At 45.9% G+C, this 14,616-nt stretch carries 13 protein-coding genes; 7 read left to right on the plus strand and 6 right to left on the minus strand.

The features are described 5' to 3' along the window. Positions 1–130: 130 nt before the first annotated feature. The gene (locus EHQ17_RS02715) at positions 131–1,024 is read left to right on the plus strand and encodes a hypothetical protein (protein ID WP_425460670.1); all 894 of its coding nucleotides are present in this window, start codon (positions 131–133) and stop codon (positions 1,022–1,024) included. A 1,367-nt stretch (positions 1,025–2,391) separates the two neighbouring features. Here EHQ17_RS02715 and EHQ17_RS02720 read toward each other — a convergent pair. Continuing rightward, positions 2,392–3,183 carry a tetratricopeptide repeat protein gene (locus EHQ17_RS02720; protein WP_135595766.1) on the minus strand — a complete coding sequence of 264 codons (792 nt, stop codon included), beginning with the start codon at positions 3,181–3,183 and terminating at the stop codon, positions 2,392–2,394. Positions 3,184–3,239: 56 nt separating this feature from the next. Continuing rightward, positions 3,240–4,547, minus strand: a complete 1,308-nt coding sequence (gene asnS / locus EHQ17_RS02725) for an asparagine--tRNA ligase (RefSeq protein WP_135595767.1) — start codon at positions 4,545–4,547, stop codon at positions 3,240–3,242. 81 nt (positions 4,548–4,628) lie between these two features. On the opposite strand from asnS, the gene folD reads away from it, so the two are divergent. The 6 genes from folD (at position 4,629) to EHQ17_RS02755 (ending at position 10,393) form a co-directional block, all read left to right on the plus strand. After that, on the plus strand, positions 4,629–5,483 hold the full coding sequence (gene folD, locus EHQ17_RS02730) for a bifunctional methylenetetrahydrofolate dehydrogenase/methenyltetrahydrofolate cyclohydrolase FolD (protein ID WP_135595768.1): 855 nt from the start codon (positions 4,629–4,631) through the stop codon (positions 5,481–5,483). A gap of 15 nt (positions 5,484–5,498) precedes the next feature. Continuing rightward, positions 5,499–6,464 (plus strand): acetylxylan esterase, encoded by a 966-nt coding sequence (locus tag EHQ17_RS02735; protein WP_135595769.1) that lies wholly within the window; start codon positions 5,499–5,501, stop codon positions 6,462–6,464. Beyond that, positions 6,461–7,876, plus strand: a complete 1,416-nt coding sequence (cysS, locus tag EHQ17_RS02740) for a cysteine--tRNA ligase (RefSeq protein ID WP_135595770.1) — start codon at positions 6,461–6,463, stop codon at positions 7,874–7,876. Before EHQ17_RS02735 ends, cysS begins: the two co-directional genes overlap by 4 nt. Further along, positions 7,861–8,622 (plus strand): 23S rRNA (guanosine(2251)-2'-O)-methyltransferase RlmB, encoded by a 762-nt coding sequence (gene rlmB / locus EHQ17_RS02745; RefSeq protein ID WP_135595771.1) that lies wholly within the window; start codon positions 7,861–7,863, stop codon positions 8,620–8,622. Before cysS ends, rlmB begins: the two co-directional genes overlap by 16 nt. 130 nt (positions 8,623–8,752) lie before the next feature. Further along, positions 8,753–9,883 carry an esterase/lipase family protein gene (locus EHQ17_RS02750; RefSeq protein WP_135595772.1) on the plus strand — a complete coding sequence of 377 codons (1,131 nt, stop codon included), beginning with the start codon at positions 8,753–8,755 and terminating at the stop codon, positions 9,881–9,883. Positions 9,884–9,916: 33 nt separating this feature from the next. After that, a complete protein-coding gene (locus EHQ17_RS02755; protein WP_135595773.1) occupies positions 9,917–10,393 on the plus strand; it encodes a hypothetical protein in 477 nt (158 codons plus the stop codon). A 261-nt stretch (positions 10,394–10,654) separates the two neighbouring features. Here the strand turns inward: EHQ17_RS02755 and hisF are convergent, their stop codons facing one another. From hisF to EHQ17_RS02775, 4 genes are read right to left on the minus strand one after another with little or no spacing between them, the layout of a single operon-like run. Beyond that, positions 10,655–11,425 (minus strand): imidazole glycerol phosphate synthase subunit HisF, encoded by a 771-nt coding sequence (gene hisF / locus EHQ17_RS02760; RefSeq protein WP_135595496.1) that lies wholly within the window; start codon positions 11,423–11,425, stop codon positions 10,655–10,657. Next, a complete protein-coding gene (gene gatA / locus EHQ17_RS02765; RefSeq protein WP_135595495.1) occupies positions 11,422–12,885 on the minus strand; it encodes an Asp-tRNA(Asn)/Glu-tRNA(Gln) amidotransferase subunit GatA in 1,464 nt (487 codons plus the stop codon). Before gatA ends, hisF begins: the two co-directional genes overlap by 4 nt. Beyond that, a complete protein-coding gene (gene gatC, locus EHQ17_RS02770) occupies positions 12,882–13,172 on the minus strand; it encodes an Asp-tRNA(Asn)/Glu-tRNA(Gln) amidotransferase subunit GatC (protein ID WP_135595494.1) in 291 nt (96 codons plus the stop codon). Before gatC ends, gatA begins: the two co-directional genes overlap by 4 nt. Positions 13,173–13,199: 27 nt before the next feature. Then, positions 13,200–14,615, minus strand: a complete 1,416-nt coding sequence (locus tag EHQ17_RS02775) for an undecaprenyl-phosphate glucose phosphotransferase (RefSeq protein WP_135595493.1) — start codon at positions 14,613–14,615, stop codon at positions 13,200–13,202. Between the last annotated feature and the right edge of the window lies 1 nt (position 14,616).

A 14,616-nucleotide genomic window follows, 5' to 3' on the forward strand; every position in this document is an offset into this window, starting at 1 on the left:
GATGCTTTTTCCTTGCCATTAGGGCCGAATATGCTCCTTTTTATCGATGAAGTTACGATCGATTTTCCTTCCTGCAGTTATTCCCGCATTGTATTCCTTAGGAATTCAATGGATCCTACGGATCGAGTCCTTGAAATCATTAGGAATGACGATGGCTTACGGAGGGGTATTCGTGCTTCCGTTCGTGATCGGAATCCTTGCGGTGTACGGGGCGGAAAAGGAAACACGTCGCTCTATCTTCTTTCAAATATTTTTTCCTTGGATTCCGACGGTTCTCGCGATGTTTTTCGCCCTAGTTGTGAATTTCGAAGGTATGATTTGTCTTATCATGGGACTTCCGATCTACCTCGCCTTATCGAGCTTAGGTGGAATAGCGATCGGAATTTGGTTTTACGTTTTTCCCGGAGGCAGAATGAATCTGCTCGCAGGGTTCGCACTTCTTTCTCTGCCTCTCGTATCCGGTTACTTTGAATCATACTGGGAACTGCCGAACGAAATCCGCTCCGTGGAAACTAAAATTTCGATCGAATCCACTCCCGAAACGATTTGGAAGAATATCATTCGTATTCCAGAACTTGAAAAAACGGAAGAAGGATTTTTTTATCGTATGGGATTTCCGAGGCCGCTGGAAGCCACTCTCTCTTACGAAGGTTTAGGCGGCGTGCGCGAAGCGAGATTCGAAAGAGGGCTGATTTTTTACGAGACAATCACAGAATGGAATCGAAATCGAAAGTTGCGATTCGAGATCAAAGCCGATCCGAATCTGACTCCGATTACTACGCTCGATCCGCACGTAGTCCCTGGCGGCGCTTTTTTCGACGCTCTGCAGGGTGAATACGAATTAGAACATCATGAAATTCTCAATAACAAGAAGAAAACAAAAATCATCCTTCACCTCAGAAGCAAATATCGTTTATCAACGCGTTTTAATTTTTACGCGTCACTTTGGGGGGATTTTTTGATGAGAGACATCCAGAATTCTATATTAAGGATTTTGAAACGAAGAATCGAAGCCGCACGTTAAAAAAAGATACTTCACTTTTTTTACGAATCAGAACGAATCGAGAATTTCGAGCGTAAAATTCACCGCAAAAGGAAACCCTACAGAGCCGAAGAAACCTATACTCCACATATAAAATCAAAAAGTGATTTGTGAAAACATCGATTACGCACGTAACCGGATCAATAAAAAATACGAGCCGTGTTCGATCGCGCTCCAAGATAACGAGGCCTTTCGACATGGGCCGCATTTTACGTAGACAATAAAAGAGCTTGTTTGTTTGCGTGATGATTAGAATAATCGAATCGCATGATTTTCGCATGAAGATCGGGAATAAAATTTATCTGCGATGATACCGAAATAAGTCGGAGAGATTTCGGGATTTCCGAAAAAGAAAACGATCTACAATCCGATCCTTTGGAACAGTCGAATTCCGATGACATACAAACGTTTCTCTACACGGCACAATCGGCATCCGGAACGCTTTCGCGGCTCAAACAATACAATGACAAAAATTTATTGTTTGAATCCACAAAACGCAACTTATGATCGAAACAGTTTTTTTAGGCCTCCAGGCTTTTCGAATTTTCGAAATTCTTTTCCTTAGCTAATATCTGCGATAGAGGACGGACGATCTTTTATGAGAGGGCTCCGGCCAGGACAGATTAAGGATCGCAGCTCCTTTATCGTTAAGGAATAGAGTATTTTCCGCGAATTCGACGCACGTAAGAACGCAGGAAGTTTTCCTTTTTTAGTTCTCATTTTTTAGCAAAGCCTAAAAATTGATCCGTATCAGCATGTTCCCTTTTTCGAGACCTTTCAATTTTCATTTTTAATTTCGGAGATACATAAATCTACATATCATTTAAATTATTCATAACATAATAAAATACTAATGTAAATTTAAAAATCGGAAGAATAAAATATCTTACAGGCCGGCCGCCCGCATGCACAAAGAGAACTATTATTTTGTTTTTCCCGCAGCCTCATCGTAAAGCAGCTTACGAAACAAAAACGAGGCGGTAAAAAATTTCAATTCGTTGATTGGGGAACATCTATCTCCGCGATCCTTTTCGTTTTGAAATCGAAAAAAAAGTCCAAATCGATTTTTTATCAGCAAAAAAACGAATCCATACGAACATTGAAAATAAAGCAAAAAATGGCGACCTGATGGCGCTGGTCAATTTATAAAGAGACGCCTTTGGGGATTAGGTTCGGAATATGATTGCGAGAAGCAGTTTGCAGTTTTGATGTGGCCGCGCTTGGACGGTAAAACTTTCGTGGGAACTCACACACATCGCACGCTTTCACGATAAATGTTACAACCACACCCGTTCCCGACGGAACAAACTTCCCTCCAAGAAAAAACGCGAAAACTAGGTCCGATTTTTTTAAGCCTGAGCGGCGATCAGCTCTCCAAAGACTTCCTCGGCTTTTTTGAAATTTTCCGAAAAAAGATACGCGAATCCCAAATCGATCAGCTCGGAAACGGAAAGATTTTTTCTCTTCGCCTCCATCTTGGGAATACTTGCGATCTTTTCAGAAAATTCCTTTTTCTTTTCTTCGAAGGTAGGAAGTTCCTCGTAACCCGGGATTTTTTCGAGAATCGATTTTGCCTCGTCGAATTTTCCGAGGTGCACGAGCGCCAATCCGAGCGCACCCATCACATCCCGCTCTTCGGAAAGACGTTTCGCGTTCTCACCGAAAACCTGAATGGCTTCCTTATAATTTCTAAGATGATAGTTGGAAAAAAATTCCGTCTTACAAAAATAATCGTTCGCAAAACGAGCCTTGTAGATCGCCAGCAAATCCAACACGGTCTTAAAATCTACCGCGTCTTCGCTTACCAAAATAGCGGTTCTCAAAATGGAATACGCGACAGGGACAGAGGAAGCACGGAAATATTCTCGAAACTTCTTCGCGGATTCGCGAAATTTACCTGCCTCTTTCAAAAGGTAGGCTTCCACGAGCGGGGTCAGCACCGAAGAACCTTTCAGAAAATAATTGATTCCCCTTTCGGAACCGGATTCGAATTCTGCAATTCCGCTTAAATGATTCAAGAACACGTGATTCGGATTTTTTTTTGCGATCCCTATCACACCTTCGTAAGAACCCGTCTCGAATAATTCCCAAGCGGTTTCCTCCACGGAAGTTTGGTTGGATACTGCTAAACTCTGACCCATAGGATACCTCTCCTTTTTGTATCGGAAAGAGAGCCGATTTTCTTCCGAAAAAAAAATCAGGGATACAATCGTTCCATCATCCTAGGAAACGGAATACATTCTCGAACGTGCGCCAATCCGCAGATCCAAGCGATCAGACGCTCCGAACCGAGGCCGAATCCGGAATGGGGCACAGATCCGTATTTTCGCAGATCCAAATACCAATCATAGGACTCCACAGGAAGTTTTTCCTCCCGAAGACGTTCCACGATGGTTTCGTAATTTTCCTCCCTTTCCGACCCTCCGATGATCTCTCCCACACCGTCCGGAGCGATCAAATCCGCATTCAAAACGGTTTTCGGATTTTCCGGGTTCACCTTCATATAAAACGCCTTTGCTTCTCTCGGATATTTCTGGATAAAAATCGGACCTCCGTATTCCGTCGTCAGCATCTGTTCCCGTTCGGAATTGATATCGTCTCCCCATACGATATCCTCACCTTTCTTCTGAAGAATTTCGAGTGCTTCGGAATAATCGATCACCGGAAATTTTTTATCGAGATAGGCGAGCAAAGGAGTCGGATCGCGTTCCAGAACTTTCAGATCCTGCAATGAACGTTGAACCGTTTCCCGAATCACCGTTTTTACGAAATCTTCCTGAAGTTCCAAATTTTCCTTGTGACCGGAAAACGCCACTTCCGCTTCCACCATCCAAAACTCGGTAAGATGTCTTCTGGTTTTGCTTTTTTCCGCACGAAACGTGGGCCCGTAACAGAATACCTTCGTGTGTGCAAAGATCGCCGTTTCCAAATACAACTGTCCCGTTTGCGCGAGATACGCGTTTCCCAAATCGAAATACGGCGTGGAAAAAAGCGTCCCCGCGCTTTCACCCACGGAACCTGTCAAAATAGGAGTATCGATCAGAAGGAAATTTCTTTCATGAAAGTATTTGCGAATGGCGAAGGAGAGATGATCGCGCACGCGTAAAATCGCGAGTTGTTTCGAAGACCGGAGCCAAAGATGTCTTTGCGAAATTAAAAAGTCGATCCCGTGTTCCTTCGGAGTGATCGGATAATTCTCGGATTCACCCACGACCCGAATCGATTCCAAAACGAGTTCGAATCCGATCGGAGATTTTTCGTTTCGTACGAGTTTGCCCGTAACCGCGACGGAGGTTTCCTGACGGAGATGTTTTACGGTTTGAAAAACTTCTTCGCCTAAAATCTCCTTTTCGGCGAGAACCTGCAGGATCCTTCCCCCGGTGCGAAGCGAGACGAACTGTCTTGCGTTACTTCCTCGGATTCCGTGAACCCAACCTTGGATCGTTACGTTTTGATCCACGTGTTTCTCTACTTCATGAATGCTGACCACTGGTGTTTCGGACATGGACCCATTTTATCGTTTCGGTCGGATCGGAAAGGATATTTTTTACCTGACAGAGAAGAGCGCCCATAAATCCTGAGAAGTATGAATCCGGTTTTGTTAGATGGAAAAAAACTCTCCGAAAAAATCAGAGAAACGATCCGAACGGAAATCGAAGAACGGAAATCGAAGAACCTCCGGATTCCGAAACTCGCAACGATCTTGGTGGGAAACAACCCCGCTTCCGAAACCTACGTTTCGATGAAGATCAAAGCCTGTCATTCCGTGGGAATGGGTTCGGAGATGATCCGTCTTCCGGAAGAAACCAGCACCGAACAACTTCTCGCAGTCATAGACAAACTCAACGCGGATCCGAACACGGACGGAATTCTATTACAACATCCTTCTCCACCTCAAATCGACGAACGGGCGGCCTTTGATCGTATCGCGCTTCGTAAGGACGTGGACGGAGTGACGACCCTGTCTTTCGGAAAACTTTCCATGGGAGTGGAAACATACCTTCCTTGTACTCCCTACGGAATGGTTCTCCTCTTAAAGGAATACGGAATCGACCCGGCGGGAAAAAATGCGGTCGTAGTCGGGCGTTCTCCGATTTTGGGAAAACCGATGGCGATGCTCCTTACGGAAATGAACGCGACCGTCACTCTCTGTCACTCCAAAACACGGAATCTTCCGGAAATCGTTCGCAAAGCGGACATCGTGGTCGGTGCAGTGGGAAAACCGGAATTCATACAAGCCGATTGGATCGCCCCCGGAGCGGTGCTTCTCGACGCAGGATACAATCCCGGGAACGTGGGCGATATAGAAATTTCCAAAGCCAAGGATCGGTCCTCCTATTATACGCCGGTTCCCGGAGGCGTCGGTCCGATGACGATCTCCGTACTTCTTTTGCAGACGCTCTATTCGGCAAAAGAACACTTTACACCACCGGTACGGTGAAAACGATGTTTCCTGATGGCGATCAGTTTTGACGAATGCTTTCAAACCTATCCGGAACTCAACCTTCCGAACGACCTGGATGAATTTTGGTCCGAGGCGATCCGGGATCTAAAAAATTTCCCGATCAAAAAACAATCCAAGGCCCTTCTCAAGGGATCGATTATCAAGGAAACCATCTACGACATTTCCTTTCAGTCCTGGCAGAATGCGACCCTGAACGGCACACTGGTCATTCCCCGAAAACGGGGAGATCTCCCGGTCCTGGTTCACTTTCACGACTATTGCAAGGAAAGACCCGCAATCATCAAAGGACTCACCGAACTCGGTGTCGCGCAACTCATCATCGATCTCAGAGGACACGGTTCCCAACTCGTTCGCCCCCAACTCAAAGAAGGAGAAGTGATGGATCCGGACTGGACTCCCGGATATTTTTCCAAGGGTCTCGATGGAAAGGATTCCTTTTATATGAAAGGTTTGTATCTCGACGTCATCCGAGCGATCGAATTCCTCCGACTGACCGACGGTATCGACGGGGAAAGGATCATACTTTCCGGGAAATCGATGGGGGCATCTCTTGCTCTTTTCGGAGCGGCGTTCACCAATCGGATCAAAGGTCTCATTCTCGAAACCCCGAACTTCTGTAATATCGACGAAATCCAACTCAAACTCGGGAAAAGTTGGACCAAGGAAATAGCGGAACAGTTAAACGCTTCAAAAAACAAAAAAACCGCGATGAAAAAAAGTTTAGCATATTATGATAGTATAAACTTCTCCAAGAAGATCAAGATTCCCGCCCTGGTTTCAGTGGGACTCGACGACAAGGTCTCCCATCCTAAATCCGTGTTCGCGTTGTTCAATCACCTCAACTGCGACAAACGAATGCAGGTATATCCAACGGAAGGCAATGAGGCGGGAATCAAAGGCGACAAACAAAACGCGGCTAATTTAGAATTCGTGAGGGAAATCTTTTTTCCTGAATGATCGAAGTCCACTTCCACAATTCACTTACGGGAAAGAAGGAGAAATTTTCCCCCGCCGATCCTAAACACGTTACCGTTTATTCCTGCGGACCGACCGTTTATAACTACGCCCATATCGGAAATCTAAGAGCTTTCCTTTTCGTGGACTTACTGCGTCGCTCCCTAAAACTGCTCGGTTACGGAGTCGATATGACGATGAACATCACGGACATAGACGACAAGATCATCCGCGATTCGATCGCGAGCAAAAAAAGCGTTCAGGAGTTCACCTCTCCTTGGACCGCCGCGTTTTTCGAGGATTTAAAAACCCTATCCGCCGAAACTCTGGAACACTATCCGAGAGCGACCGATTCCATAGAGGAAATGGTCGATATCGTTCACAAACTCAAAGAGAAGGGATTCGTCTACGAAAAGGACGATAGTCTTTATTTTTCGATCCAGAAATTTCGCGACTACGGAAAACTCAGTAAGATAGACGTATCCGGAATGCAAACGGGAACCCGTTACGACACGGACGAATACGAAAAGGAAGACGTGCGTGATTTCGTACTTTGGAAAGCTCCCAAGTTGGAAGGCGAAACGTCTTGGGAAACCTCTCTCGGAACCGGGCGGCCCGGTTGGCACTTGGAATGTTCCGCGATGATACGCAAGGTGTACAAAGCCGGAGTGGACATTCATACCGGAGGAGTGGATCTTCTGTTTCCCCATCACGAAAACGAAATCGCACAATCGGAAGGCGCTTTTCCCGAAGAAACCTTCGTAGGAATTTGGCTTCATTCGGAACATCTACTTGTGGACGGACAAAAGATGTCCAAAAGCAAAGGAAATTTTTATACGTTACGCGACCTTATCGGACAAGGATTGGATCCGAAAGCGGTCCGTTTTCTACTTCTTTCTTCGCACTATAGGACCAAACTCAATTTTTCCACGGATCGAATCGGAGAAGCCTCTTCGAATATCCGTAAACTACAGAATTGCCTGGATCGTCTATTGGAAGCGTCTCCGACGCTAAAACCGGATCCGGAGTTTTTATTTCAAGACGCTTCCGTTCTTACCTGGAAAAAGGAATTCGAAGAAGCATTGGCGGACGACCTCAACGTGGCCAAAGCCTTGGCGACCGTATTCGAATCCGTCAAAGCGGCGAATTCCTTTCTGGAGGCGGGAGCTTCCGATTCGTCACAAAGGACAGAGTTCATACATCTATTCTCGTTTTACGATAGAATATTCGGAATTTTGAATTTCGAATATTCAAAAAATTTAATTGATTCCGAAATCGAATCCTTGATCGCGGAAAGACAGGATGCGCGGAAAAACAGAAACTTCGCCCGGTCGGATGAAATTCGCGATCTTCTATCTGCACAAGGTATTCTCATCGAAGACACGAAGGACGGAATCCGTTGGAGGCGAAAATAGCCAGACAGGAATACATCTTCGGCAAACGCACTTTGATCGAATTGACCGAAGCGTTTCAAGGTAAGGAACATGCGTTTCCGTTCGCCGAATTATACGTAAAGGAAAATCCTGGATCCGAAATCGTCGAAAAAATATTAAACCGACTTCCCTCCTTCGTCAAAGTCCACAAGGTAACCGTTGCAAAACTGGATTCTCTCGTACCGGGAAGAAATCACCAGGGTCTCGTCGCACTCAAAACCCCCTCTTCGCGTAACGTCGTGGATAAGAAAAATCTAGAGGAATATCTTTCCGGAAAGCCGGGATCTTTTTTGATTTTGGATCGGATCCAAGATCCCGGAAATTTGGGAAATATACTCAGGACCGCGGAATGTTTCGGTTTCAAGAACGTAATTCTCCCCGAACGCGAATCCGCCGGAATCACCCCCGTGGTGGAAAAGGTATCGTCGGGCGCGTTATCTTTTTTGAAGATTTTCACCGTAAAAAATCTCGCCAATACTTTGGAATTATTAAAAGAAAACGGTTACTGGATCGTATCCACAAGCGATCGAGGAACCGAGGATTGGTCTAAACTTCCCTCGCCGAACGAACTCGCCGTACTCATGGGTAATGAAGGAGAAGGAGTCAAACGAATCCTTTTGGAAAAATCGGATTTTATACTTCGGATTCCGATGCACGGGAATTTGTCCTCTCTCAACGTTACCGTCGCAACGGGAGTAGTACTGGATCGTATCGTCAATCGCAGCTAACGTTCTTCTTTCGGATATGGACGGGCTTAGAGAAATATCCTTTTTTTATATTCCGATTTTCGAATTTTCCTTTCCCTACCTGTAATTAATCTTCTTGCATTTTTTGTTTTTTACTGCCGAATAGGAAACGATGAAGACCGTAAACAGACCCGTATTGATTCTTTTGTTTTTGTTTTTCTTTTCCTGTAATCTTTCGTTGGATAAGGTCCGCGAAAGACTAAATCTTAAAAAGGAAAAAAGTATCGTGGAAGAGTTTCTCTCCGGATTGACCTTTGCCTTTTGGTCGGAAACCAATCACGAACTTTACAAATTCGTCCCCGTTCCCTTTGTATTGTTAAAATCCCAGTTCAACGCGGACCAATTCGCGGTCGCTTCCGTGGAACTCAAGGAAAATAAACCGAAACTAGTCCTGATACACGGATGGGATTTTAAGGAAAAAAACGTGGATCCGCCGACGGATAAGTTTACGAAGGTCTCCAATTTGAGAGGGACCTGGGACGATGTTTTGGAGATGTATTCGCAGGATCTTTTCCAAGTACAGACGAATTACGAACTCTATACGTTTACGTATAGAACCTCCGATTATGTGGAGAACAACGGAAGAAGATTGATCGATAAGTTAAACTCGGTTTTTTCTCCGGAGGACAAGGTGATTCTTTTAGCGCATTCCATGGGCGGACTCGTTTCCCGTTCCGCTTTGTATCATTCGAATAACACGTATGAGGTGATCGATTTCGTCGTCAGCCTGGGAACGCCGTATCTCGGATCTCCGTTTGCATCCACCGGTTATCAGGGAAACTTCGGAACCCTCGGCGATCTGATCGCATTTATGACCGGCACCGAAGGAGGAAAGGACCTAGCTTATACGAATGCGCTCGGAACGTCTTATCAAGTTCCGATTCCGGCGGAATTCATCGATGGTGCCTTTAATCCCTATCTCGAACGGCTTCTTGCGGAATCTTCCAAAGACGACAGGGTGTCCGTTTTTTTCGGTGAAATGAGCGTATGTTCGGGTCATCCAGGTTCGGAGGCGATCTACGTGATCGGTTGCAGTTTTCTTTCCAACGGAAATCCGAGTTTCACGAACAAAAGCGACGGAATCGTATCTTCAACGAGCGGGAAAATGTCCTCTAAACTTCCGGGAGCAAGACAGGTTGTGAAGGACTTGGATCACGCCCAACTTTCATTCCGTAGTCACGTCAACAATACGTCCCGCAACAATTACTTCAACGAAGTGATCACATGGATCGACGGACTATAGCCTAAAACCCTTCGTCTTTGGGGAATCCGTAGTATGTTTAACTCCTCATTTTTGAAGGGAGGGATTCGGTTTTTCATCCTGCTTTTCTCTTCCGCTCTTCTTTCGTTTTTTTGTATTCGCGGAGAATTCGAAGTCGTTTATCTGCACCCTGAGGACGGCGGTTGGATTTTGAACAATAGGATCTACGGCTTTCCGTTTCCGTATATTTACGACAACGTCGTCAGTTCTTTAGAACATTCTATAATTCTAATTTACTTTTTCGTCGATTTTACTTTTTATCTTTTGCTTGTTTCGGCGTTTTTTTTCTCCTTCAAAAATGAAATCGAGAACTTTCTTTCTTCGAAACGGGGAAATTTCTTTTTCTTCGGATGGGTGATCGCTGCGTTTTTTGTAACTTCGATTCGTCTTCTTTTTTACTTTTTTTTCGTGACCATGATCGACTGGGATCTCGGATTTCGTGGCGATTCGGTTCGTTGGATTGGTTTCGGTTTTTCGTTTTTATATCCGTAGCACGGTTCGTTTTGTTTCGGCCGCGTTTGCTCCTCCTATTCCATGGATCCTCATCTTCTGGAACCTGCGATTTTGTGCGGGAACTACCGCACAACAACGAGCGCACAAGAAAACTTCTGACTACAAACCGTGCGGGAACTACCACACAACCACGCTCACACGAAAAAACTTCTGACTACAAACCGTGCGGGAACTACCACACAACCACGAGCGCACAAAAAAAACTTCTGACTACAAACCGTGCGGGAACTACCACACAACTCAATCCAAACGGACTGAAATTCCCATTTCTTGCATGGCCCGTTTCGTTTCCCGAATCGAATATTCCCCGAAATGAAAAATCGACGCAGCTAAAACCGCATCCGCTTTTCCCCGGAGAATCGCTTCCACCATATGTTCCGGATTCCCGGCACCACCTGACGCGATGATCGGAATCTGCAAAGCCGAGGAAAAATTTTTGAGAAGAGCAATATCAAATCCGTTCCTCGTTCCGTCGCGATCCATCGAAGTCAAAAGAATTTCGCCCGCACCTTTCGCCGCAGCCTCCTGCGCCCAATCCAAGGCTTCCCGACCGGTTTCCGTCCTTCCGCCGTGTAAAAAAATTTCGTAACGATCCCTTTCCTTGTGGAATTTGACATCGATCGCACAAACGATACACTGCGATCCGTAAATTTCGGAAGACTGCAAAAGCAACTCGGGATTTTGAAAAGCCGCCGTGTTGATCGAAACCTTATCCGCACCTTTTTCCAAAACGGATTTTACGTCTGCAACCGTACGAATTCCACCCCCGACCGTAAAAGGAATGAAGATTTTTTCGGCGATACGTTCCACAAGATGAAGCAAAATCTCCCTGCGATCCGAAGAAGCGGTGATGTCTAAAAAACAAAGTTCGTCCGCGAGATTTTCCTCATAGATCGCCGCGGATTCGACCGGGTCCCCGGCGTCCACGAGATTTACGAAATTCACCCCCTTGACCACCCTTCCATCTTTGATGTCCAGGCAGGGAATGACTCTCGCGGTAAGATTGCTCATCCGATAGATTCCGGAAGTTGAATATTCAAACTTTCTAATTTAGAAAGTTCTTGTGCGAATCCGAATAGTTTTCCCTCTTCGAAGGAAGGAGCGGTAATCTGCAATCCGATCGGCAAACCGGCGGAATCGGTTCCCATCGGAACGCTGATCGCCGGGAGCCCCGCGAGATTTACGCTCGTAGTCCAAATATCCGCTTTGTACATCTGAATCGGATCCTTCGTTTTTTCTCCGACCCGAAACGCGGTCGTGGGAGAGGTCGGTTGCAAAATCAAATCGACCTTCGAGAAGAACGTTTCATATTCGTTCCGAATCAATACCCTGGCCTTTTGCGCGGTTCCGTAATAGGCGTCGTAGTAACCTGCCGACAAGGAAAAAGTCCCCAGTAAAATTCTACGTTTCACTTCCGGACCGAAACCTTCCGTTCTCGAATCCACAAACAGATCCTCGAGTTTTCCGGTTTTGTCCTTTCTGGCTCCGAAACGGATTCCGTCAAAGCGCGATAGGTTGGAGGAACATTCCGCCGTTGCGATGATATAATAGATCGGGATTGCGTATCCGAATTTGGAGAAGTCCAATTCGACCAAAGTCGCTCCCTTCGCCTTCAACAAATCCAACGTTTTTTCGTATGCTTTGGCGACATCGGTTTGAATTTCCGGAGTCATTCGGATCACTCCGACTTTGATTCCTTTCCAATCGGAAGAAGAAACCTGCGAAGGAGAAAACGCGGAACGATGGACCGAAGTGGAATCGCGTTCGTCTTTACCGGAAATCACGGAAAACAAATCGATACAACCCTGCACATCCTTCGAAAACGGACCGATCTGATCCAAACTGGAAGCATACGCGACAAGACCGTATCTCGAAACGGTTCCGTACGTCGGTTTTAATCCGTAAATTCCGCAAAGGGACGCGGGCTGACGAATGGAACCGCCCGTATCCGAACCGAGCGCCAACGGAACCATCGAAGCTGCGACGGCCGCCGCGGAACCTCCGCTGGAACCTCCGGGAATTCTTTCGAGATCGAACGGATTTTTCGTAACCTGGAACGCGGAATTTTCGGTGGAGGAACCCATCGCAAATTCGTCCATATTCGTTCTCGGAAATAAGACGAATCCCTTCTCTAAAAGCCGTTCCACCACGGTCGCATGAAACGGAGATTTATAATTTTCTAATATTCTAGAAGCGCAGGAAGTCACCGAACCGCGGATACAGATATTGTCCTTGATGGCCACGGGCATTCCGTCGAATTCCGACAAAACCTTTCCCGATTTTCTTCTTTCGTCGCTTTCAGTCGCCGCCTTTAGGATCGTGTTTTCGTCCAAGGACAAGAACGCCTTTACGGAACCGTCCACCTCTTTGATTCGATCGATACAGGCTTGTGCGAGAGCGACGGCGGAGATTTCGCCGGAGTTCAGCGATTTTTTGAGATCAACATAAGATTTTTTTAATATTTCGTTCATGTTTCGATCACCTTAGGGACGACGAAATATCCGTTTTGAAAGGAAGGTGCGAAGGTTTCGATTTCTTCTCGGGAAAGATGTTTTCCCATGAGATCCGGACGGATCGCGTTCTGGTGGTTCAGATAAATTTCATCTTCTCCGATCGAACTGACGTCCAATGTTTTGACCTGATCGACGTATTCGAGAATCTTATTGAAGTCGTTCAGGGCGGATTCCTTTTCCTCGGGGCGGATTTTCAGACGTGCGAGCTCCGCTATTTTCTGCAAAGAATCTTCGTTCAGGTTCATGATTCTCTCCCTTGCTGTCAGACTGTTTTAGTAGGCATTTTTGTCCATGATTCCTTTAAACGGAGTCAGTAGAATAATCTTTATATCCAGCCATAAGGACCAGTTTTCGATATAATAGATATCGGCCGCGATTCGATCCTCGATCGAAGTGTCTCCGCGCAGGCCTTTCACTTGGGCGAGTCCGGTGATTCCCGCCTTCACCGCGTGTCTACGCATATAGTGTTTGTGATCGTTCTTAAACTTCTCAACGAAATGCGGACGTTCGGGCCTCGGCCCAACGACGGACATATCCCCGAAGAGCACGTTGAAAAACTGGGGAGTTTCATCCAGGGAAAGTTTCCGTAAAATCCGTCCTACCGCGGTCACCCGAGGATCGTTTTGAACGGTCCAAGTCGTCTCCGATTGATTTCTGGTCTGAACCACCATCGTTCTAAATTTGATCATCTTGAATTTTTTATGATCCAAACCGACACGTTCCTGATAATAAAACACCGGTCCCGAGGAAGTAAGTTTTACGAGCAAGGCCATCAAAAGATAAAAGGGGGAAAAAAGCAGAATGAATAGGATCGAGAAAAAAAGATCGAAACTACGCTTTATAAATTTATTATATCCTAATCGAATCGGAATGTTACGGATCGAAATCACGGGAAGACCTTCCATTTCCTCGACACGTCCGCGGGCTTTGATGAATTCCTGAAAACCCGGAACGATTTTGAGATCAATACCTTCGTGATCGCAGGCGTCCAATACTTCCTTGAGGTGATCCCCTTCCGAAGGCTCCAAAGTATAAACGACCAGATCGGGACGTTCGGTCTCTAAAATTTTTCCTATCTTCGCGATTTTGCCTAAAACCTTCATGTCCTTACGCACCGGTTTCGTTGCACCGCTTTGGACGAATCCCAAAATCTTATAACCGTAAATTCCGTGTTTGATGACGGCGTCGTTGAATCGTTTCGAAGTTTCCGCAACGCCGACCACAAGCACGCTCCTTAGGTTATAACCTTTTTTACGGAGAATCCTAAGGATGATCCTTGCGGAAAAATGAAGAAGACTCGTCGTGAAAGTATTGATGAACGCAAAAGCCAAAATCACAGAACGGGAAAAACGTTCACTTCCCAAATCCCCGCGGAAAAAAAACAGGATCGCAAGGACCAGGATCAGGTTGATAAAAACCCCGCCCGCGATCGTCAGAAATTCGTCGATAAAGGAAAGTCCGCGCCTCGGATGATAAAGATCGATCGCGATAAAAACGATCACCTGAAAAAAGGACAACAAAACGAAAAGAAATACGTAACTCTGAACGTCCACGTATCGTCTGTCCAAACCGGTGTCGTCCAAAAGATAAAAGCGGAACGAAAACGCGAGAATACAACCTAACAGCGCGTTTGCGAAATCCAAAAACGTAAATACGAGTTTGAACGTTTGACTTCTTTCTTTCAACATA

Source organism: Leptospira gomenensis, assembly GCF_004770155.1.
Classification (GTDB): Bacteria; Spirochaetota; Leptospiria; order Leptospirales; family Leptospiraceae; genus Leptospira; species Leptospira gomenensis.